The organism is Nocardioides sp. (assembly GCF_044226765.1).
GTDB lineage: Bacteria > Actinomycetota > Actinomycetes > Propionibacteriales > Nocardioidaceae > Nocardioides.
The window spans coordinates 115,016-134,444 of sequence record NZ_JBGAGJ010000001.1 but is presented as its reverse complement, the minus strand read 5'-3'; the positions used below and the strand labels follow the sequence as shown (position 1 = coordinate 134,444).

The following is a 19,429-nucleotide window of genomic DNA, read 5'->3' as shown; positions in this document are numbered from 1 at the left end:
GAGCCGGTGTCCGTCGTCCGCGCCGCGCGAGCGGCCGTCGTGGCCGTCGTGCTCGCCGCGCTCGTGCTCGTCCCCGTGGGGGCGGCCTCGGCCGGTGCCGACCGGTCCGACCGGTCCGACCCGGGTCCGCAGCCGGGGGCCTACTGGGGGCACGGCGACCTCTCCACCCACGCGTTCTTCTCCTACACCGGTGACCGCCTCACCCACGTGCGGCTCGGCACGCACGACCGCCCGGACATCATGTTGTGGGACCGGGACCGGTGGTACGACGACAGCTGCCACGTCTGCACGTGGGGGCACTGGAGCTCCGAGCACCGCATCTTCCTCGCGTACCTGACCACCAAGGGATCCCGTCGGGTCCACCAGTTCTCGCTGTCGCGGCTCGGCTCCGACCGGCCGGTGGGTCACGGGCGCTACGAGGGCACCGCGGCGCACGGCGCCGCCGTCCACCTGCGCTTCGACGGGGAGCAGGTCCGCGGCCTCACCTGGCACCACCAGCACCTCGGTCACGTGTCGGTCGACCAGCTGATGCGGTTCCACGTGTGCCACGGCGACGTCTGCGTCCACGGGCAGTGGCGAGCACCCAACCGGGTGGTCGGGCGCACGACCCACCCCGGCGACGACTCGGTGACGCACTGGGAGGCGTTCTTCGAGCCCGACCCCGATCGCGGGTCGGCCCGCGCGGGCGTGGCACGCAGCTCAGGGGACGGGTGGGACCCGCAGTACGGCTGGTACGGCGGGCACGACTTCAGTGGACACGTCGTGATGTTCCGGGTCCACCCCCATCACGTCAGCGACGTGTCGGCCGGGCACCACGAGTTCGGCGGCGCCCCGCTCGAGGGGCGGCACTTCCGGGCCTGCCAGCACCACCTCTGCCTGGCCGGGGCGTGGACCAGCGAGACGACGTTCTCCGGCGCCTGGCACGACGCCCACCACCGCCTGCACCACTTCCGCGTCCACGCGGAGCGGTGACCGCGTCCGGGGTCAGCGCAGGGGTCAGCGCAGGGGTCAGCGCAGGGGTCAGCGCAGGGGTCAGCGCAGGGGTCAGCGCAGGGGTCAGCGCAGGGGTCAGCGCAGGGGTCAGCGCAGCGGTACGAAGCGGTAGTACCCGTGCTCGGTGATCCGGGGCGCCTCGGCCCCGGCCTCGACGAGCAGCATGACGCCGGCGACCGGGATCACCAGCCGGCCGTCCGGGGTGAGCTGGTCGACCAGCTCACCGGGCAGCTCCTCGGCGCCCGCCGACACCAGCACCCGGTCGTACGGCGCGCCATCCGGGTCACCCAGCACCCCGCGTCGGGCCTGGTCGATCCGCGCCCACGGCCACCTCCGGCCGAGGTTGTCCCGGCCGAACGCGACCAGTGCCGGCTCCAGCTCCAGCCCGAGCACGCTCCCGGTCGGTCCGGTGAGGTGCGCCAGCAGGCCGGTGGTCCACCCCGATCCGGAGCCGACGTCGAGCACCCGGTCTCCGGGCCGCACGTCGAGCAGCCGCAGCATCGCCTCGACGGTGCGCGGCTGGGAGTTCGTCTGCCCGTGGCCGATGGGGATCGGCCCGTCGTACGCCGCCCGCCGGCGCTGCGACCGGGGCAGGAACCCCTCGCGCGGCACCGCCGCGAACGCCGCGTCCACCCGGTCGGTGGTCATGCCCGCGAGTCTGCCACCACGCCGCGGCGGGTGGGGTGGCGCCGGGTGGACCGAGCTGCGGCTCCGGTCAGCGGGTGGTCGTCCGGGAGCCGGTCAGGCTCTTCCTGACGTTGTCAGGTGTTGCAATCCCCGACAACGTCAGGCAATCCCTGACAACGGTGGATGAATCCCCGGCTGACCGGGGATTCATCCACCTCCCACGGCGAACCCGCGCCGACGCCGGGCCGGCGGGCTCACCAGGCGTCGCCGGGGCGGTCCTCGCAGGTGACGTCGACGGTGAGGTCGGGGACGACCGAGGCGTCGAGGCGCAGCACCATCAGGCCCTCCTCCTCGCCGTCGGGGACGACACCCTCGGTGGTCGCGGTGAAGGAGGTGCCCCGCCACCGCTCCCAGCCGAGCCGCTCGTAGAAGCCGGTCGCGCTGCCGGTGGACAGCATCGCGACCGGCCAGCGCGCGGCGATCTCCTCCTGCAGCGCCACCATCACCCGGCGGCCCACGCCGCGTCCCTGCAGCGGCGGGTCGGTCGCGACCGCCTCCACGTAGCCGACGGTGCGCCAGGGCCCGGTGCCGAAGCGGAGCCGGCGCGGCACCGCGCTCGCGTGGGCCACGACCTGCCCACCGTCGCGCGCGAGCACGTGGACGCCGCCGTACGCGTGGTCCGCGTCGTCGTCGGTGAAGTCGTCGAAGGCGCGGTCCCACAGCGCTCGCAGCGCGGTCCGGGTGCCGCCGTCCAGGTCGGCGCTCTCGAGTCGGTGGAGGTCCATCCCGGCAATCTAGGCAGACCCACCGCGGCCGGGTCGCGGATGTGCCAGCCTTCTTCCGTGGTCAGGCATCGCCGGGTGGCACTGTTCGTCGCGCTCGTGGCGCTGCTGCTCGGGAGCGGGCCCGCGGGCGCGACCCAGCGCAGCACGACCCCGCACCCCGGCTACTACGAGGGCGTCGACGCCCACGGGTTGTACGTGACGTTCACCGCCGGCCACGGCGTCGTGCACCACTTCCGCACCAGCGGCGGCGCCGTCGGGCGGATCGAGGTCGTCGACGGCCGGTGGCAGCGGACCTGCGAGCACCACATCTGCGTCCGCGGCCACTGGCTGAGCCCCACCCACGCCGAGGGGACCTGGCGGCACCCGGGCGGGGAGTGGGTCGGCTGGAGCGTCCATGACGAGGTACTCGTGCCGGCGACCGGGCTCTACCTCGGCCCGGGGACGGTCGAGTTCCGCTACCGCCACGGCGCCATCCACGGCCTCTCCACAGCCGCCGGTGGGCCGATCCCCGTCGCTCGCGACGGGTCGTTCCACTTCTGCACGGCCCGGGACGTCTGCGTCGAGGGGCACTGGCAGAGCGCCTACTGGGTCACCGGCGTCCGGCTCACGGAGGGCGCCCCGCACGACCGCAGCCACTGGTGGGCGGGCTTCGTGCCGCCCCCTGACCACGAGGCCGGTCAGGAGCGCCGCGGCGGGAGCGGCACGAACATCGAGGTCCGGGCGGCGTACTCGGGGTAGCCGGGTCGTCTCATCATCGTGCGCTCCAGCAGCGCCGCGCCGGTGACCCACACGAGGAACACGGTCATCGCGACGGGCGCGGCGAGCGTGACGAGGCCGGGCAGCCACCCGGACCCGAGGCCGCCCACGAGCCAGATCCCCCACCACACGCAGGCGTCGCCGAAGTAGTTGGGGTGGCGGGTCCACGCCCAGAGCCCCCGGTCCATGACCGGCCCCCGGTCGGGGTCCCGCTTGTACGCCGTCAGCTGGGCGTCTCCGACCGTCTCGAAGACGACACCGACGACCCACACGGCCAGGCCCGGCCACACCGCCCAGGCCCACTCGGGGTCGGTGAGCGCCGCGGCCTGCAGCGGCAGCGACACCAGCCAGACGGCCGCACCCTGCACGACGAAGACCTTGCGCACGGCGACCCCGGTGCCGACCTCGGCGAGCGAGCCACCGAGGATCGCCTCGTACCTCGGGTCCTCGCCGTGACCCCGCGAGCGGGTGAAGATGTGGGACGAGAGGCGGCCGCCCCAGACGCCGACGAGGGCGACCAGCAGCCACGGGCGCCACCCGCCGGCGAGCACCGCACAGGCGACGGCGACCCCGACCAGCGCCAGACCCCAGGCGACGTCCACGACCGACACCCGGCCGGCACGCACCGCGGCCACCGCCGTCAGGGTCATCACCCCGGCAGCGACGGCGAGCGACAGGCCTGCGACCAGCAGCACGTCGGTCACTCAGGACGCTCCATGAGGATCTGGTCGACCCCCATGCGACCGTCGCGGAAGGCCATCGAGCCCCCGACGAGGTAGAGCCGCCACACGCGGACGACCTCCTCGCCGACGAGCTCGGTGATCCGGTCGAGGTTCGACTCGAAGTTGTCGATCCACCCGGCCACCGTGCGCACGTAGTGCTCCCGCAGCGCCTGCACCCCGCGCACCTCGAGGCCCCCGCGCTCGAGGAGGGCGACGGTGTCGCCCAGCGGGCGCATGTGCATGTCGGGGGCGATGAAGGACTCGATGAACGGCCCGCCGCCGGGGTGCCTGCCCGACCGCGACATCTGCTGGACGAGCACGCGACCGCCCGGGCGCACGGCGCGGTGCAGGGCGGCGGCGTACGTCGGGTAGTTGCGCTCGCCCACGTGCTCGCCCATCTCCAGCGACCCCACGGCGTCGAAGCCGTCGTCGGGCACCTCGCGGTAGTCCTGCAGGCGGACCTCCACCCGGCCGGTGAGACCCCGGTCGGCGATCCGCTTCTCGATGAACGCCTGCTGCTGCGCCGAGATGGTGACGCCGACGACCTGCGCGCCGAAGTGCTCGGCCGCGTGCAGCGACAGGGAGCCCCACCCGCAGCCGACGTCGAGCATCCGCATGCCCGGTTCGAGCCCGAGCTTGGTGCACACCAGGTCCAGCTTGGCGGACTGCGCCTGCTCCAGCGTCGTGTCGTCGGACTCGAACCACGCGCAGGAGTAGGCCATCGACGGGTCGAGCACGAGCTCGTAGAACTCGTTGGAGAGGTCGTAGTGGTGGCTGATCGCGCTGCGGTCGCGCCCCAGGGAGTGCAGGCGCCCGCGGACCTGCGCCTGCGTGGCGGGGGGCGGGGGTGGCGTGCCGAGCGCGCCGGTGCCCAGCGCGGCGAGCGCGGCGCGGGCCATCGCGGCGACGTTGGGTCGCCGGCCGGCGAGGCCGCGCTCCCGGGCGACGGTGAAGGCGTGGGTGAGCGCCTCGTCCAGGTCGCCGGGCACCTCCAGCTCGCCGGTGACGTAGGCCTGCGCCGCACCGAGCTCCCCTGGTCGCCACAGCATCCGGCGTACGGCGTCGGGTGAGCGCAGCTCGACGACCGGGGCGTCGGGGGGCCCGGCCTCCGAGCCGTCCCAGGCGACCAGGCGCACCGGCAGCTCACCGCCCACGAAGGGCGCGACCGCCTCGGCGAGGGTGGTGGCGACGCCCATTCAGTCCTCCCGGCTCAAGGTCAGCTGCTGCACGTCGAGGTACCCGGCGGCGAAACCGGCCCGCGAGTAGCAGAGGTAGAAGTGCCACATCCGCAGGAACGTCTCGTCGAAGCCGAGCGCCAGCACCTCGTCGCGACGGTCCCAGAACGCGTCGTCCCATCGTCGCAGCGTCTCGGCGTAGTCGGGACCGAAAGCCAGCCGGTCGACGACCCGCAGCCGGGTGTGCCGGGCGGTCACCTCGTCGATCGCCTGCGCCGACGGCAGGAAGCCGCCGGGGAAGATGTACTTGTTGATCCAGGTGTAGCTGCCGCGGGTCGCCAGCATCCGGTCGTGCGGCATGAGGATGGCCTGGATCGCGGCCCGGCCGCCGGGGGCGAGGACGCGGTCGAGGGTGCGGAAGTACGTCGCCCAGTACTCGTGGCCGACGGCCTCGATCATCTCCACCGAGAGCACGGCGTCGTACTCGCCGTCGACCTCGCGGTAGTCGCAGAGGTCGACCCGCACCGCGCCGCCGTGGCCGGCGTCGGCGATGCGCTGCCGGGCGAGCGCCTGCTGCTCGACCGACAGGGTGATCGTCCGGACGGTGGCGCCGCGGGCAGCCGCCCGGATCGCGAGCTCGCCCCACCCGGTGCCGATCTCGAGCACGCGGGTGCCGGGACCGACGTGTGCCTGGTCGAGGAGGCGCTCGATCTTGCGCTCCTGCGCCTGGTGGAGGTCGCCCTCCCGGTCGCCGTCGAACCAGGCCGAGGAGTAGGTCAGCGTGTCGTCGAGGAAGAGTCGGAAGAGGTCGTTGGAGAGGTCGTAGTGGTGCGCGATCAGGTCGCGGGTGCGGTCCTGGGTCGTCCGGTGCCGGCGCGGGCGCCCGCGCAGGACGAGCCGGCGCAGCCGCTGCAGCGGCTCGGGGACGAGGTCGGCGACGTGTGCGGCGAGCACGGTCAGGAACGCCGTGAGGTCGTCGGTCTCCCACGCCCGGGTCAGGTACGCCTCGCCGAAGCCGATCAGCCCGTCGCGGCCGAGCCGGGCGAAGAGCTCGTCGGGACGGTGGACCGTCATCGCCGGACCGCCCAGGCCGACCGTGCGGCCGTCGTCGCCCTCGAGGTGGACGGTCACCGGCAGGCGGTCGATCGCGGCGACGAACAGCCGGCGGGCGACGGCCGAGGAGACCGCCGTGCGGGCCCCACCGGGGACCCGGTCGAGGCCGGGCCAGGCCGTGGTGGTCGAGGTGGAGCCCGAGGTTCCCGATGTCCCCGAGGTCCCCGATGTCGTCCTCATCGGACGCCCTCCTGGTGGTGGTGGGGTCGCGGCCGCACCGGGAGCCGGCGCAGCCACAGGGTGATGCCGTGCGCGCGGATCAGTGCCGCTCCGCGGAGGGCCGCCGGAGCCGCTCGCCAGGCGCCGTGGGACGTCCGGCGGCCGGTCAGCGAGGCGCTGAACCGCTCGCCGGCGTCGGTGGTCAGGGTGACCGAGACGTGGAGGCGCTCGTCGGGGACCGGCACCACGAGGTCGTAGCGGCCGTCGGTGCCGTGGAACGGCGAGACGTACATCTGCTTGCCGGTGCTCGCCCGCCCGTGCCCGTCGGGGTGCACGAGGTAGGCGTGCCGGTCGCCGTAGGTGTTGTGGACCTCGACCACCACGCACGGATCCTGCCGCTCGGGGAACACCCAGAACACGCTGATCGGGTTGAAGCAGAAGCCGAGCGCCCGGGGGTGGGCGGCCATCTGGACCCGGCCGGCGCCGAGCTCCACCCCGTGCCGGCGCAGGAACGCCGCCACGTTGTCCTTGATCGACCGGTCGGGGTCGCCGAGGTGGTCGCGCGCCTCGAACCGGCCGAGCACCCACCCGCGCCGGCCGTGGTCGGGCAGGTCGTCGAGGTCCACCAGCCAGGTGTGCGAGCGGTGGGTGAACGAGCGGCGGAACGGCGTACGCCGGGTGTGGCGGATCGTGGTCTCGTAGACGCCGGTCGCGGGAGACCCGCCGGACTCCCACGTGAACCCCAGCCGCTCGGCGGCGGCCAGCCCCGAGCGGGCACCGTCCTCGTGGAAGCCCCAGCCGTGGTACGCCCCGGCGAACGCGATCCGGTCGGTGTCGATCTCGGGCAGCCGGGCCCGGGCGGCGACGGAGGCCGGGGTGTAGAGCGGGTGCTCGTACTCCATCCGGTCGATGACGGCCGTGGGGTCGACGAGACCCTCGCCGCCGAGGGTGACCAGGTAGCGGGTCGCGGTGGGCAGGCGCTGCAGCCGGGTGAGGTCGTAGGTGACCGTCACGTGCCCGCGCTCCTCGACCGGACGGCGGAAGTTCCACGACGCGCGCGCCTGCTGCGCCCGGGGCAGCAGCGAGGTGTCGGTGTGCAGCAGCGCGACGTTGCGGGAGTAGCCGATCGCCCCCAGCACCTCGCGCTGCGCGGGCGTCGGGTCGGCCAGCATCGCCAGCGCCTGGCCGCTGTGCGTGGCGACCACGACGGCGTCGTACGTCGTCACGTGGCCGTTGCCGTCGGTGACCTCGACACCCTCGGGCGTCTCGAGGACCGAGGTGACCTTGGTGCCGACGCGGACCTCGTCGAGGGTCGCGGCGACCCGGGCGACGTACGCCTGCGAGCCGCCCGTCACCGTCCGCCACACGGGCGACCCGGAGATCGAGAGCATGCCGTGGTGGTGCAGGAACGCGAACAGGTAGCGGGCGGGGTAGTCGAGCGCGACCGCCGGGTCGCAGGACCAGACCGCCGCCACCAGCGGCTCCATGAAGTGCCGCTGGAAGTACGCCGTGAACCCGTGCGTCGCGAGGAACGCGCGCAACGTCAGCTCGTCGCCGTCGCGCTCCAGCAGCTCGTGCGCACGTCGGTGGAACCGGGGCATCTCGGCCAGCATCCGCAGGTAGGCCGGGTCGCCCAGGTTGCGGCCGCCGGGGAAGAGCCCGCGCGGCCCCAGCGCGCCGGCGTACTCCAGGCCGGTCGCGTCGTCACGCACCGACATCGACATCTCGGACTCCTGCGTCGCGACCCCGAGCTCCGAGAAGAGCCGCAGCAGCGTCGGGTAGGTGCGCTCGTTGTGCACGATGAAGCCGGTGTCGATCGCGAGCTCGCCGCTCGCGTCCTCGACCAGGTGGGTGTCGGCATGGCCGCCCAGCCGGTCATCGGCCTCCAGCAGCGTGACGTGCGCGGACCGCGCCGCGACGTGCGCAGCGGTCAGCCCGGCGACGCCGGAACCGATCACTGCGACGCGGCGGCGGCCGTGGGCCGTCACGCCTCACCGCGGCCGAAGTCGAACAGCGCGATCGGCTCGCTCGTCGGGGAGGTCGAGCCGCCGGCCGGCTCGACGGTGATCCCGGCGGCCGTCGCCGTTGCCGCGTCGCCGGTCAGCAGCACGGTCTGGTCGGTGCCGACCGGCATCAGCCCCGCCGACACCATGCCCTCGCCGGGCTGGTCGAGCCAGAGCTGGTAGACCTTGCCGCTCGGCGCCGGAGGCATGTCCTCGGTGACGATGACCGCCTCGTGCAGCGTGTCGGAGTGGACCACGGTCGCGGAGGCACCGCCGGGGAAGTCCAGCGAGGTGCGCTTGGCGTCCGCGGCCTGCAGGACCCGGTCGGCCGCCGACAGCTGGGTCCGGCTGGAGTCGTCGGACCACGGCTGCTCCCAGGCGACCGCGCCGCCCGCGACGAGCACCGCGGCCGCGGCGGCGGCCACGAGCCACGAGCGACCCCGGTGGCGCCGGCGCACCGGCTCCTCGGCGACGCTCAGGTCGGACCGGATCTGCGGGGTCACCTCCGGCGGGAGCGGACGCACGCCGGCGATCCCGGCGAGCACCCGGTCGCGGAGCTCCGGGGGCGGGGTGGCGGCGGTCGTCTCGGCGATCATGCCGGCGGCCTCCTGGAGGCTCGCGACCTCGGCGCGGCACTCCGCGCAGCCGGCGAGGTGCCGCTCGAACGCGGCGCGCTCGAGGTCGTCGAGGGCGTCGACGGCGTACGCGCCGGACAGGGCGTGGAAGTCGCTCATGAGCCGACCCCCAGGGCGTCGCGCAGCCGGATCAGGCCGTCGCGGATGCGGGTCTTCGCGGTGCCGACCGGTAGGTCGAGCATGGTCGCCACCTCCGTGTGGGTGTAGCCGCCGAGGTAGGCGAGCGTGACAGCCTCGCGCTGGACCTCGGTCAGGTGGGCGAGCGCACCGCGGACGCGGTGCGCCTCGAGAGAGGCCTGGGCGGCCTCGGCGGTCGAGTCGTGCTCGACCGGTTGGTTCTGGTGGTGGTACGTCAGGTCGCGGCGGGTCGCCGCCTCGGCGGCGCGGACCCGGTCCACGGCCTTGCGGTGGGTGATCGTCAGCAGCCAGGCCAGCGGGCTGCCCTTGGCCGGGTCGTAGCGACCGGCGGTGCGCCAGATGTCCAGGAACGCCTCCTGGGTGACCTCCTCGGCCTGGGCCGGGTCACGGACGACCCGGACGGCGAGCCCGTGGATCCGCGCGGCCGTGGCGTCGTACAGCTGCGCGAACGCGGCCTCGTCCGCGCGGCCGCAGCGGCGCAGGAGGTCGACGAGGTCGGGGCCGGCCGGCCCGTCCACGGGGGACGGGTCGGCCGGCTCCACGGGCCTCAGGTGGTCCACGTCGGTGATCCTTGCTCGTGCTCGTCCGACCGAAACCCGATCAGGGCATCAGGACGGAGTCGATGACGTAGACCGTGGCGTTGGCGGTCGGGATGTTCCCGCACAGCACCTTGGCACCACTGGTGCCGACCGTGAAGTCCTCACCGGAGCCCTTGACCGTGAGCTTCTCGCCCTCGAGGGTCTTGTGCGTGCCGGCCAGCTGGTCGGGGGTGAGCTCGCCCGGCACGACGTGGTAGGTCAGCACCTTGGTCAGCGTGGGCTTGTCGGCCAGGACCGCGTTGAGGGTCTTCTTCGGGATCGCGGCGAACGCGTCGTCGGTCGGCGCGAAGACGGTGATCCCGTCGGCGGAGTTCAGCGTGTCTCCGAGGCCGGCCTTGCCGACCGCCGCGACGAGCGTCTTCAGCAGCGGGTTCGCGCTGGCGGCGGTCGCCACCGGCTCGGTCGCCATGCCGTTGAAGGAGCCGGCGCCATCGGTCGGGACCGCGGCGCAGCCGGCGCCGAACGTCTGGGCGCCCGCGTCCATGGCGTCGTCGGACGGCGTCGACCCCATCGACGACTCCGAGGGCGACATGTCCGAGGACATCGAGGAGGAGCTGTCGCTCGCACTGCTGTCGTCGGAGTCGCCGCCACAGGCGGCGAGACCGAGGGTGGCGGTGAGGGCGATCGCGGCGAGGCCGCTGGTACGGCGGAGGGAGCGGGTCATCGGTGTTGCCTTCCCTAGTGGGTGTGGACGCATGTGCTTCGGCGCGGGGTGCCGGGCGGATTGGTCCCGGCGCTGGCGCGCCGGGGATGGGTGTGGGGGCCCGGCCCCTCGGCGGCGGTCGTCGGCCACCGCGTGGCCTTCCGCGTCGCTACCTCGCCGTGTCGCCGGTGGCGTCTCCTGTGGTGGGGCGCCGCTGCGGCGCCACGCCTCGGTCTGACGCTCCTTCGGAAGGCCTCGCATCCGCCGCCGCCACGACCCGTCACGCAGCTCGTCTCCCGCTCGTTCGCTGGGGGTGCGGTTTCACCACGGGATGCAGGTGAGCCTGCACTTCCCATGGCGTGCCCACCGTGGGGAGTGTGGTTTCACCGACAGACCATGGTGAAGCGGTGACCTCCCGTGGCTGCGCAGCACGGACCCCGCGGCCGGTCTCGGCTGGGGCGCGGCGGCGGTTTCACCACGGGATGCAGGCGAACCTGCACTTCCCATGGCGAGCCCACCGTGGGCAGTGCGGGTTCACCCACAGACCATGGTGAAGCGGTGACCTCCCGCGGCTGCGCAGCACGGACCCCGAGGCCGGTCTCGGCTGGGGCGCGGCGGCGGTTTCACCACGGGATGCAGGTGAACCTGCACTTCCCATGGCGAGCCCACCGTGGGGAGTGCGGTTTCACCAACAGACCATGGTGAAGCTGCACCCCCGGGCACCGCGCACAGCGTCGGCGCCGATCGGTGTCAGGCGACGGTGACGACGATCTGCTGGATGCCGGTGGAGCCGCTGGGGAAGGGAGTCGTGCGGGCAGGGGTCTGGACGTCGCCGTCGCCGTTGCTGGCGCGCACGGAGAGGGTGTGCTGGCCCTTCTCGGCGGTCCAGGGGAGGTACCACTGGCGCCAGTAGTCGTTGCCGCCGGACGGGCCGAGCCGGGCGGTCTCCCACGGGCCGCCGTCGACGCGCACCTCGACCCGAGCGATCCCGCCCTGGTGCTGGGCCCAGGCGATGCCGCCGATGACGGTGCGGCCCGGGTCGATGGTCGCGAGCGGGCGGGGGGTGTCGATGCGGCTGGAGATCTTGATCGGGGCGTCGGTGGCCCAGTCCTTCTTGGTCCAGTAGGCGTCCTGCTCGGCGTACGTCGTCAGCGTCATCCGGGTGATCCACTTGCACGCGCTGACGAACCCGTAGAGCCCAGGCACCACCATCCGGGCCGGGAAGCCGTGCTCGCGGGGGAGGGAGCGGCCGTCCATCCCCACGGCGATCATCGCGTCGCGGCCGTCGGTCGCGACGTCGAGCGGCGTGCTGATCGTCATGCCGTCGACGTCGGTGCTGAGGATCTGGTCGGCGCCGGTGCTGTCGATGCCGGCCAGGTCGAGGAGGTCGGTGAGCCGGACGCCGAGCCAGCGGGTGGCGCCGATGTAGCGTCCGCCCACCTCGTTGGACACGCAGGTCAGCGTGATGTCGCGCTCGATCAGCGGCATCGCGAGCAGGTCCGCGAAGGTGAGCGTGACCTCCCGGTCGACGTCGCCGTCGATGGTCAGGGTCCAGCCGTCCACGTCGACGAGCGGCAGCGTCAGGCGGGTGTCGACCCGGTAGAAGTCGCTGACCGGGGTCCGGAACGGCGTGATGCCCGCGACCTTGCGGTCCAGCCCGGCCGGGAGCGGTGGGGCCGGGTCGGCGGCCGCCGGCAGGTCGACCACGACCGAGCGCGTCCGGTACGACGTCAGCCACCGCCCCGCGCCCGCCATCACCACGGCACCGACGGCCAGGGTGCCGCCCGCGACCAGGACGCCCCGCCGCCCGCCGGCGCCCGGTGACGTGGCCGCCGCGGTCGCGGCGCGGTGCAGCCAGGCCAGGGCACCGAGGCCCGCCACCGCGGCCGCGACGCTCGGCAGCACGTCGGTCGCCGCGGCCTCGGGCCGGTCCAGGGCTGCCAGGGCCGGGATCGCGGTCAGCGCGAGGAGCAGCCCCGCGCCGTACGCGAAGCGGCGCCGTGCGAGCAGGCCGGCGACCGCCGCGAGCACCAGGACCCCTGCCAGGACCGACCCGACCAGGACGTCCTTGTCGTGGGTGCCGAAGTGGGCGATCGCCCACTCCTTCAGCGGGGTCGGGGTCAGGTCGATGACCGTGGACCCGACGACGAGCACCGGCGACGACGCGGGCTCGAGCGCGGCGGCGACCAGGTGGCCGGCGGAGACGCCGACGAGCGTGGCGAGGACACCGGTCCCGGCTGCGGTCAGGGCGGGGAGCAGTCGGGTGCGCATGGTGGGACTTCGGCGCGGAGGGGGTTCCCGGATGGCACGATGCCTGCCATGCCCGACACCAGCGAGCTCGTCCACTACGCCGTCGCAGACCAGGTCGCGACCCTGACCCTCGACTCGCCGCACAACCGCAACGCCCTCTCGCGCCAGCTGGTGACCGAGCTGTTCGCCGGCATCGAGCGGGCCGCGGCGGACGACGACGTGAAGGTCCTGCTGGTCACCAGCGCGGACCGGGTCTTCTGCTCCGGAGCCGACCTCTCCGAGGCGTCGACCGAGGGGATGGAGGAGGGAGCGCGCCGGATCGTCGAGCTCCAGCGGCTCGTCGCGACCCTCGACAAGCCGGTCGTCGTCCGGGTCGCGGGGCCGGTGCGGGCGGGCGGGATCGGCATCGTCGCGGCGTCCGACATCGCGATCGCCGCCGAGGAGGCGACCTTCGCGCTGACCGAGGTCAAGCTCGGCCTGGCGGCCGCGATCATCTCGCTCACGGTGCACGCCCGGATGACGCCGCGGGCGGCAGCGCTGACCACGCTGGGAGGCGAGGTCTTCAGCGGCGCCGAGGCGGCGGCGTACGGCCTGGTCACCACCGCCGTGCCCGCGGACGCGCTCGACGCCGAGGTCGCGCGGGTCTGCGCGTCGCTGGCGACCGGTGCCGCCCAGGGGCTCCGGGAGTCCAAGCGGATCCTCAACCGCGACCTGGTCGCGCGCATCGACGCGCTGGGTGAGGAGATGGCCGCGACCTCGGCCCGGCTGTTCGCCTCGGACGAGGCCAAGGAGGCCATGACGGCGTTCCTGACCCGGAAGAAGTAGCCGCCGGGTACGCTTGACGACTCGCAAGATCGCTTGCGAGGTCGCAGGTGTCGAGGGGAAGACTGGCGTTGTCCGAAGAGCTGGTGGAGCGAGAGATCGCTGCCGAGCAGGCGTTCGTCGACCGGGTCTACGTCCAGCTGGGCGAGTCCGCCCGCGCGGCGGAGGCGATCGCCAAGGAGGGTCACTCCCGCGGGCGCCTGGGCCACGAGGGTGGTCTGGTCGAGCGCGACGCGATGGTCTACCAGGCCGCGCGGCGGATCGCGCAGCTCGACGCCGCGCACGAGGGCCTGGTCTTCGGGCGCCTCGACCTGCGCGAGGACGTCGACCCCGAGCCCCGGTACGTCGGCCGCATCGGCCTGCGCGACGCCAACCGCGACTCGTTGCTGATCGACTGGCGCGCCCCAGCGGCCGCGGTGTTCTACCAGGCCACCGCGGCCGAGCCGCACGACGTCGTCCGGCGTCGCGTGCTGCGGTGCGCCGGCAGCGCGGTCGTCGGCGTGGAGGACGAGCTCCTCGACGCCGAGGTCGAGACCGACCTGCCGATCGTCGGCGAGGGCGCGCTGATGGCGCAGCTCTCCCGGGCCCGCGACCGCTCGATGCACTCGATCGTCGCCACCATCCAGGCCGAGCAGGACCAGGCGATCCGCGCGCCCGGGAAGGGCGTGGTGTCGATCTCGGGCGGGCCCGGCACGGGCAAGACGGTGGTCGCGCTGCACCGCGCGGCGTACCTGCTCTACACCGACCGGCGGCGTTACGAGAGCGGCGGCGTGCTCGTCGTGGGGCCCAGCGGGGTGTTCATGCGCTACATCGAGCGGGTGCTGCCCAGCCTCGGTGAGACCGCTGTCGCGCTGCGCTCGCTCGGCGAGGTCGTCGAGGGGGTCCGCGCGACCCGGCACGACGAGCCGGCCGTCGCCGACGTCAAGGGCTCGGCGCGGATGGCCGAGCTGATGCGGCGCACCGCCCGCCAGCAGGCGCCGGGGGCGCCGCGCGAGTTCCGCATCTTCTGGCGCGACGACACGATCGTGCTGGACCGCCAGGTCCTCGGGAACCTCCGTCGCCAGCTGATGTCGCAGGGCCGGCGCAACCGCCAGCTGCCGCGCGTGCCCCGGGCGCTGCTGGACGCCATGTGGCGCCAGGTCCGCGGCGAGCGGGGCCGCGAGCGCGGGCGCGAGGCGTTCGACGACGAGATGCTGTCGCACCAGGGCTTCCTCGACTTCGCCGCCGCCTGGTGGCCCCCACTGTCCGCCACCGAGGTCTTCGCGTGGCTCCGCGAGCCCGAGTTCCTGTCCCGGGTCGGCGACGGCGTCATCGGGCCGGAGGAGCAGCGACTGCTGGCGAAGTCGTGGTCGGGGCCCGACCTCTCGGTCGAGGACGTCCCGCTGCTCGACGAGCTGCGCTACGCGATCGGGGACGTGCCCGAGCGCACCGACGACGAGCGCGACCTCGACGAGACCGGCCTGCTCGAGGGCGGCATCGACATGCAGGAGCTGTTCACCGCCGCCGACCGCGAGTACGCCCCGACCGGCCGCGCCTGGGCGCCGCCGTCGCACAAGATCGAGGACGACGCCTACGCCCACGTGCTCGTCGACGAGGCGCAGGACCTCACGCCGATGCAGTGGCGGATGGTCGGCCGCCGCGGGCGGACGGCGTCGTGGACGATCGTGGGCGACCCGGCCCAGTCGTCGTGGCCGGTGCCGGCCGAGGCCGCCGCGGCACGCGCTGCTGCGCTGGAGGGCAAGGAGGTCCACGAGTTCCACCTCTCGACCAACTACCGCAACTCCGCCGAGATCTACGCGTTCGCAGCGGCGTACGCCGAGCGGGTCGGCCTCGACGCGGACCTGCCGACCGCCGTGCGGTCCACCGGCGTCGAGCCGGTCGTCGTCGAGGACGCCGCGGACCTCGAGGCCGCGACGCGCGAGGCGGTCGTCGGCATCGCCGGCCGGGTCGAGGGCACGGTGGGCGTCGTCGTGCCGGTCGCCCGCCGCTCGGAGGTCAACGCCTGGCTCGCGTCGTGGCCCGAGCTCGCCGGTGACGCGCCGGGGGCGCGCGCGGCGATCGACTCGTCGGTGACCCCCTCCGGCGAGGACCGGGTCGTCGTGCTGACCGGTCTGGACACCAAGGGCCTGGAGTTCGACGGCATCGTGGTGGTCCGACCGCAGGAGATCGAGAACGAGTCGGCGACCGGGCGGGCCACCCTCTACGTCGTGCTCACCCGGGCCACCCAGCTGCTCACGACGGTCTCCTGAGGCCCGGTCGCGAAGCTGCTGAGGATCGGCTGATTCGGCCCGCACGCGCGGGGCGGTCGGCCTAGGATCCGCCCGTGCTCCGCGTCCCCGCCGCCCTGTCCGTGCTCGCCGCCCTCGTGGGCGGCCTGCTGACGACCGCACCCGCGACCGCCCAGCCGGCGGGGCCGGTGGCCGGCGCCCGGGCCGGCGTCGAGCGGCCGGCCGCGCCGCCGCGCCTGCACGCGACGCACGGCCCCCAGGCGGCGATCGTCGACGCCCGGGGCGCCCGTGTGCTGCTGCGGGGCGTCAACGTCAACGGCCTGGGTGAGTACTACCAGGCCAACCCGGAGCTCCCCTCCACGGTCCCGCTGACCAGCGACGACTTCCAGGACATCGCCGCCCTCGGGTTCAACTCGGTGCGCCTGATCGTGAGCTGGTCGCGGCTGGAGCCGACCCGCGGCGCCTACGACACGGCGTACGTCGCGAAGATCAAGCAGGCGCTGCGCTGGGCCCGGCTCGCCGGCCTCTACGTCGTGCTCGACATGCACCAGGACGCCTGGGGCCTCGCGGTGGAAACCCCGCAGGACGTGACCTGCCCGCCGAACACCTCGCCCAACAACGGCTGGGACGGCGCGCCGGCCTGGGCGACGATCACCGACGGGCAGTCCACCTGCCGGCCCTTCGGGACGCGCGAGCTGGCGCCCGCGGTCCTGCACGCCTGGCAGCACTTCTACGACGACACCGACGGGATCCAGACCGAGCTCGTGCGCACCTGGGGCCGGCTGGCCCGCGACGTCGCCACGAACCCGACGGTCGCCGGCTACGACCTGCTCAACGAGCCCGGTATCGGGCTGGACCAGGCCAACGCCACGACCGACCTCGGCGCCTTCTACCGGCGCGCGATCGCGGCGATCCGGGCCGGGGAGCGCAAGGGCGGCGGCTTCTCCCACGTGGCGTTCTTCGAGCCGAACGTGCGGTGGTCCAACCAGGGGACCTCGCCGGTCCCGCCGGTCGAGTTCACCCAGGACCAGAACATCGCGTTCGCGCCGCACATCTACGCCGAGGCGTTCGCGGGGATCCCGATCGCGACCGGGTTCAAGAACGCCGCCACGGTGGCGAAGTCGTACGGCGTGACGGTGTGGGGCGGCGAGTGGGGCTTCTGGCCCGAGCACCCGGCCGACGACGCCGACAAGGTGCGGCGCTACGCGGCGGCCGAGGATCGGTGGGGGTACGGCGGCGCGTGGTGGGACTGGAAGCAGGCCTGCGGCGACCCGCACATGATCCCGGCACCGGGCGGCCAGCCGGCGGCGGTGTCGCCGAGCCTGGTCCGCTACACCTGCCCCGACCAGGTGGCGCAGCCCGTCGACCCCGCGTTCGGCGACGTGCTCGGCCGGACGGTGCCGCGCGCGGTCCCGGGCCGCACCACCACCCTCACCTCCAACAGCCGGACCGGCGCCTTCGAGCTGGCCGGCCGGTTCACGCCCGGGTCGCAGCGGTGCGCGCTGCAGGTCTGGGCGCCGGCCCGCTTCGCCCGCCACAAGCCCCGGGTCACCGGCATCACCCACCTGCGCCGCAGCTCCGCCCCCGGCGGCGTGGTGCTGAGCGGCTGCGTGGCCGACTCGTTCCGCCTGCGGATGGGCTGACGCCGACCGGGCGGGCTGAGACGGGCGGGGTGCGGGGCCGCCGCGACCAATAGAGTCGCGGGCATGACCGAGTCGCCCCAGAAGCCCTCAGCCCGGGAAGCCATCGCGGCCGTCCAGGGGCACGAGGCCTGGGCGATCATCCGGCGCTCGACGCGGGCCGGTGACCGGGACACGGTCGGGGTCGTCGGCGGTCGCCGCAGCGTGGTCGAGTCGCTGCTCGACGTACCCCTGGCCGAGGGGGTCCCGGAGGACGGGCACATCGCCGACCGGCTCCTCGCGGTCCCGTTCCGCCAGGTCCGCGAGCGAGGCTTCGAGGCGCACGACGACGGCGCGCCGCTCGTGGTGGTCGACGTCGAGACCGAGCTGGAGTACACCGTCGCCGAGGTGGTCGACGCGATCGACGAGGTGCCGGTCGAGTTCGCCGACCGCGGCGGCTTCGACACCGACGACGACGAGTACGCCCGGCTGGTCGGCTCGATCATCGAGGACGAGATCGGCCAGGGCGAGGGCGCCAACCTGGTCGTGGGGCGGCACTACCGCGCCCAGGTCGCCGACTGGGGTCCGCAGACCGCGCTCACGGTCTTCCGGCGTCTGCTCGAGCGCGAGCGCGGCGCGTACTGGACCTTCGTCTTCTTCACCGGGGACCGCTACCTGGTCGGCGCCAGCCCGGAGCGGCACGTCACCATCCTGGGCGGCGACGTGCGGATGAACCCGATCAGCGGCACGTTCCGGCTGCCGCGCGCCGGCGAGCAGAGCGCGGGGTCGGGCGACCTGCGCGCGCGGCTGCTGGACTTCCTCCACGACGAGAAGGAGATCTACGAGCTCTTCATGGTCGTCGACGAGGAGCTGAAGATGATGTGCGACATCTGCCAGGAGGGCGGCCAGGTGCTCGGCCCGTTCCTCAAGCCGATGAGCCGACTCATCCACACCGAGTACCTCCTCGCCGGCCGCACCGGCAGCGACCCGCGCGAGGTGCTGCGCGACACCATGTTCGCCGCCACGGTCACCGGGTCGCCGGTGGAGAACGCCTGCCGGCTGATCACCAAGTACGAGCGGGAGGGCCGCGGCTACTACGGAGCCGCCCTCGCCATCCTCGGCCGCGATCCCGAGGGCGGACCGGTGGTCGACAGCCCGATCGTGATCCGGACCGCCGACGTCACGCCCGACGGCCGGCTGACCGTCACCGCCGGGGCGACGCTGGTGCGCGACTCGGACCCGGCGTACGAGGTCGCGGAGACCCACGCCAAGGCCGGCGGGATCCTGAGCGCCTTCGGCCTGGTCGAGCCCGCACCGCCGCCGACCGTCAACGTGGCCGAGCTGGTCAACGACGAGGACGTGCTGCTCGCCCTCAACGCGCGCAACCGCCGGCTGTCCTCCTTCTGGCTCACCGACCAGGGTGGCTCGCCGCCGGACCCGCGGCTGGCCGGCCGCAGCGTCGTCGTGCTCGACGGCGAGGACGACTTCGTCAACATGCTGCGGCACGTCTTCGGGGTGCTGGGCATGACCAGCACCGTGGTGCGGCACGAGGACTACCGACCGGGCTGCCTCGACGGGTTCGACCTCGTCGTGGTGGGACCCGGGCCCGGCGACCCGCGCGACGGCGACGATCCCAAGATCGCCCGGATGCGGGCCGCCGTCGCCGACCTGCTGGCCAGCGGGACGCCGTTCCTCGCGGTGTGCCTGGGGCACCAGACCCTCTGCCACCTGCTGGGCCTGCCGCTGACCTTCAAGGACATCGTCTTCCAGGGCACGCAGTCGCCGGTGAGCATCGGTGGTCGCACCGAGCGGGTCGGCTTCTACAACACCTTCGTCGGGCGGGTGGGGGAGGCCGGGGTGCCCGACGGCGTCCGCGTCGAGGCGGACGACGAGACCGGTGACATCCACCTCGTCGCCGGCCCGCACTATCGGGGCATCCAGTTCCACGCGGAGTCGATCCTCACCGAGCACGGCTACGACCTCCTGCACGGGCTGGTCGTCGACCTTCTCCTCGATGGGGGTCACAGCGACGCCCCGACGGGCTAGGCTGCCCGGTGGTGGCATCGGCGGGCGACCGCTCGTGGGCCCGGTGGAGACTGCCCCCCAGCTCCACCGGGCCGTCCGTCCTGGCGAGCCCGCGCTCTCGCGGGGAGGCGGTGAGC

The 19,429-nt window shown here is 73.9% G+C and carries 16 protein-coding genes; 6 read left to right on the top strand and 10 right to left on the bottom strand.

All coding sequences use genetic code 11. The features are described 5' to 3' along the window. Positions 1-6 precede the first annotated feature (6 nt). Positions 7-972, top strand: a complete 966-nt coding sequence (locus ACILRH_RS00665) for a hypothetical protein (protein ID WP_395690201.1) — start codon at positions 7-9, stop codon at positions 970-972. A gap of 108 nt (positions 973-1,080) precedes the next feature. On the opposite strand, the gene ACILRH_RS00660 is transcribed toward ACILRH_RS00665, so the two are convergent. Then, positions 1,081-1,641, bottom strand: a complete 561-nt coding sequence (locus tag ACILRH_RS00660) for a protein-L-isoaspartate O-methyltransferase (protein WP_395690200.1) — start codon at positions 1,639-1,641, stop codon at positions 1,081-1,083. Between the two features lie 233 nt (positions 1,642-1,874). Beyond that, positions 1,875-2,405: a GNAT family N-acetyltransferase gene (locus ACILRH_RS00655; RefSeq protein ID WP_395690199.1), complete on the bottom strand. Its 531-nt coding sequence runs from the start codon at positions 2,403-2,405 to the stop codon at positions 1,875-1,877. Between the two features lie 57 nt (positions 2,406-2,462). On the opposite strand from ACILRH_RS00655, the gene ACILRH_RS00650 reads away from it, so the two are divergent. Further along, positions 2,463-3,143 carry a hypothetical protein gene (locus ACILRH_RS00650; RefSeq protein ID WP_395690198.1) on the top strand — a complete coding sequence of 227 codons (681 nt, stop codon included), beginning with the start codon at positions 2,463-2,465 and terminating at the stop codon, positions 3,141-3,143. Here ACILRH_RS00650 and ACILRH_RS00645 read toward each other — a convergent pair. The 8 genes from ACILRH_RS00645 to ACILRH_RS00610 all read right to left on the bottom strand — a co-directional run bounded on the left by ACILRH_RS00645 (position 3,083) and on the right by ACILRH_RS00610 (position 12,619). Continuing rightward, positions 3,083-3,865 carry a DUF1295 domain-containing protein gene (locus tag ACILRH_RS00645; protein ID WP_395690197.1) on the bottom strand — a complete coding sequence of 261 codons (783 nt, stop codon included), beginning with the start codon at positions 3,863-3,865 and terminating at the stop codon, positions 3,083-3,085. The genes ACILRH_RS00650 and ACILRH_RS00645 overlap by 61 nt on opposite strands. Then, entirely contained in the window at positions 3,862-5,079 is a 1,218-nt protein-coding gene (locus ACILRH_RS00640) for a class I SAM-dependent methyltransferase (RefSeq protein ID WP_395690196.1), read from the bottom strand. Before ACILRH_RS00640 ends, ACILRH_RS00645 begins: the two co-directional genes overlap by 4 nt. Next, the gene (locus ACILRH_RS00635) at positions 5,080-6,351 is read right to left on the bottom strand and encodes a class I SAM-dependent methyltransferase (RefSeq protein WP_395690195.1); all 1,272 of its coding nucleotides are present in this window, start codon (positions 6,349-6,351) and stop codon (positions 5,080-5,082) included. Next, on the bottom strand, positions 6,348-8,318 hold the full coding sequence (locus tag ACILRH_RS00630; protein ID WP_395690194.1) for an FAD-dependent oxidoreductase: 1,971 nt from the start codon (positions 8,316-8,318) through the stop codon (positions 6,348-6,350). The genes ACILRH_RS00635 and ACILRH_RS00630 overlap by 4 nt, the downstream gene beginning before the upstream one ends. Beyond that, complete coding sequence (locus ACILRH_RS00625; protein WP_395690193.1) at positions 8,315-9,067, bottom strand: anti-sigma factor domain-containing protein; 753 nt, start codon at positions 9,065-9,067, stop codon at positions 8,315-8,317. The genes ACILRH_RS00630 and ACILRH_RS00625 overlap by 4 nt, the downstream gene beginning before the upstream one ends. Continuing rightward, positions 9,064-9,666, bottom strand: a complete 603-nt coding sequence (gene sigK / locus ACILRH_RS00620) for an ECF RNA polymerase sigma factor SigK (RefSeq protein ID WP_395690192.1) — start codon at positions 9,664-9,666, stop codon at positions 9,064-9,066. Before sigK ends, ACILRH_RS00625 begins: the two co-directional genes overlap by 4 nt. 40 nt (positions 9,667-9,706) lie before the next feature. Next, the gene (locus ACILRH_RS00615; protein WP_395690191.1) at positions 9,707-10,369 is read right to left on the bottom strand and encodes a fasciclin domain-containing protein; all 663 of its coding nucleotides are present in this window, start codon (positions 10,367-10,369) and stop codon (positions 9,707-9,709) included. A gap of 729 nt (positions 10,370-11,098) precedes the next feature. Next, entirely contained in the window at positions 11,099-12,619 is a 1,521-nt protein-coding gene (locus ACILRH_RS00610) for a molybdopterin-dependent oxidoreductase (RefSeq protein WP_395690190.1), read from the bottom strand. 48 nt (positions 12,620-12,667) lie between these two features. On the opposite strand from ACILRH_RS00610, the gene ACILRH_RS00605 reads away from it, so the two are divergent. The 4 genes from ACILRH_RS00605 to ACILRH_RS00590 all read left to right on the top strand — a co-directional run bounded on the left by ACILRH_RS00605 (position 12,668) and on the right by ACILRH_RS00590 (position 19,313). Then, entirely contained in the window at positions 12,668-13,423 is a 756-nt protein-coding gene (locus ACILRH_RS00605) for an enoyl-CoA hydratase-related protein (protein WP_395690189.1), read from the top strand. Between the two features lie 68 nt (positions 13,424-13,491). Further along, positions 13,492-15,669, top strand: coding sequence for a HelD family protein (locus ACILRH_RS00600; protein WP_395690188.1), 2,178 nt, complete (start codon positions 13,492-13,494; stop codon positions 15,667-15,669). A 74-nt stretch (positions 15,670-15,743) separates the two neighbouring features. Then, entirely contained in the window at positions 15,744-17,291 is a 1,548-nt protein-coding gene (locus ACILRH_RS00595; protein ID WP_395690187.1) for a glycoside hydrolase family 5 protein, read from the top strand. A 63-nt stretch (positions 17,292-17,354) separates the two neighbouring features. Beyond that, on the top strand, positions 17,355-19,313 hold the full coding sequence (locus ACILRH_RS00590; protein ID WP_395690186.1) for an anthranilate synthase family protein: 1,959 nt from the start codon (positions 17,355-17,357) through the stop codon (positions 19,311-19,313). The last annotated feature ends 116 nt before the right edge of the window (positions 19,314-19,429 follow it).

Bases quoted from the DNA above. Each gene is read 5' to 3' on its own strand.
- ACILRH_RS00660 (WP_395690200.1), bottom strand. From the start codon at position 1,641: ATGACCACCGACCGGGTGGACGCGGCGTTCGCGGCGGTGCCGCGCGAG.
- ACILRH_RS00655 (WP_395690199.1), bottom strand. From the start codon at position 2,405: ATGGACCTCCACCGACTCGAGAGCGCCGACCTGGACGGCGGCACCCGG.
- ACILRH_RS00640 (WP_395690196.1), bottom strand. From the start codon at position 5,079: ATGGGCGTCGCCACCACCCTCGCCGAGGCGGTCGCGCCCTTCGTGGGC.
- ACILRH_RS00635 (WP_395690195.1), bottom strand. From the start codon at position 6,351: ATGAGGACGACATCGGGGACCTCGGGGACATCGGGAACCTCGGGCTCC.
- ACILRH_RS00625 (WP_395690193.1), bottom strand. From the start codon at position 9,067: ATGAGCGACTTCCACGCCCTGTCCGGCGCGTACGCCGTCGACGCCCTC.
- ACILRH_RS00615 (WP_395690191.1), bottom strand. From the start codon at position 10,369: ATGACCCGCTCCCTCCGCCGTACCAGCGGCCTCGCCGCGATCGCCCTC.
- ACILRH_RS00610 (WP_395690190.1), bottom strand. From the start codon at position 12,619: ATGCGCACCCGACTGCTCCCCGCCCTGACCGCAGCCGGGACCGGTGTC.
- ACILRH_RS00605 (WP_395690189.1), top strand. From the start codon at position 12,668: ATGCCCGACACCAGCGAGCTCGTCCACTACGCCGTCGCAGACCAGGTC.
- ACILRH_RS00590 (WP_395690186.1), top strand. From the start codon at position 17,355: ATGACCGAGTCGCCCCAGAAGCCCTCAGCCCGGGAAGCCATCGCGGCC.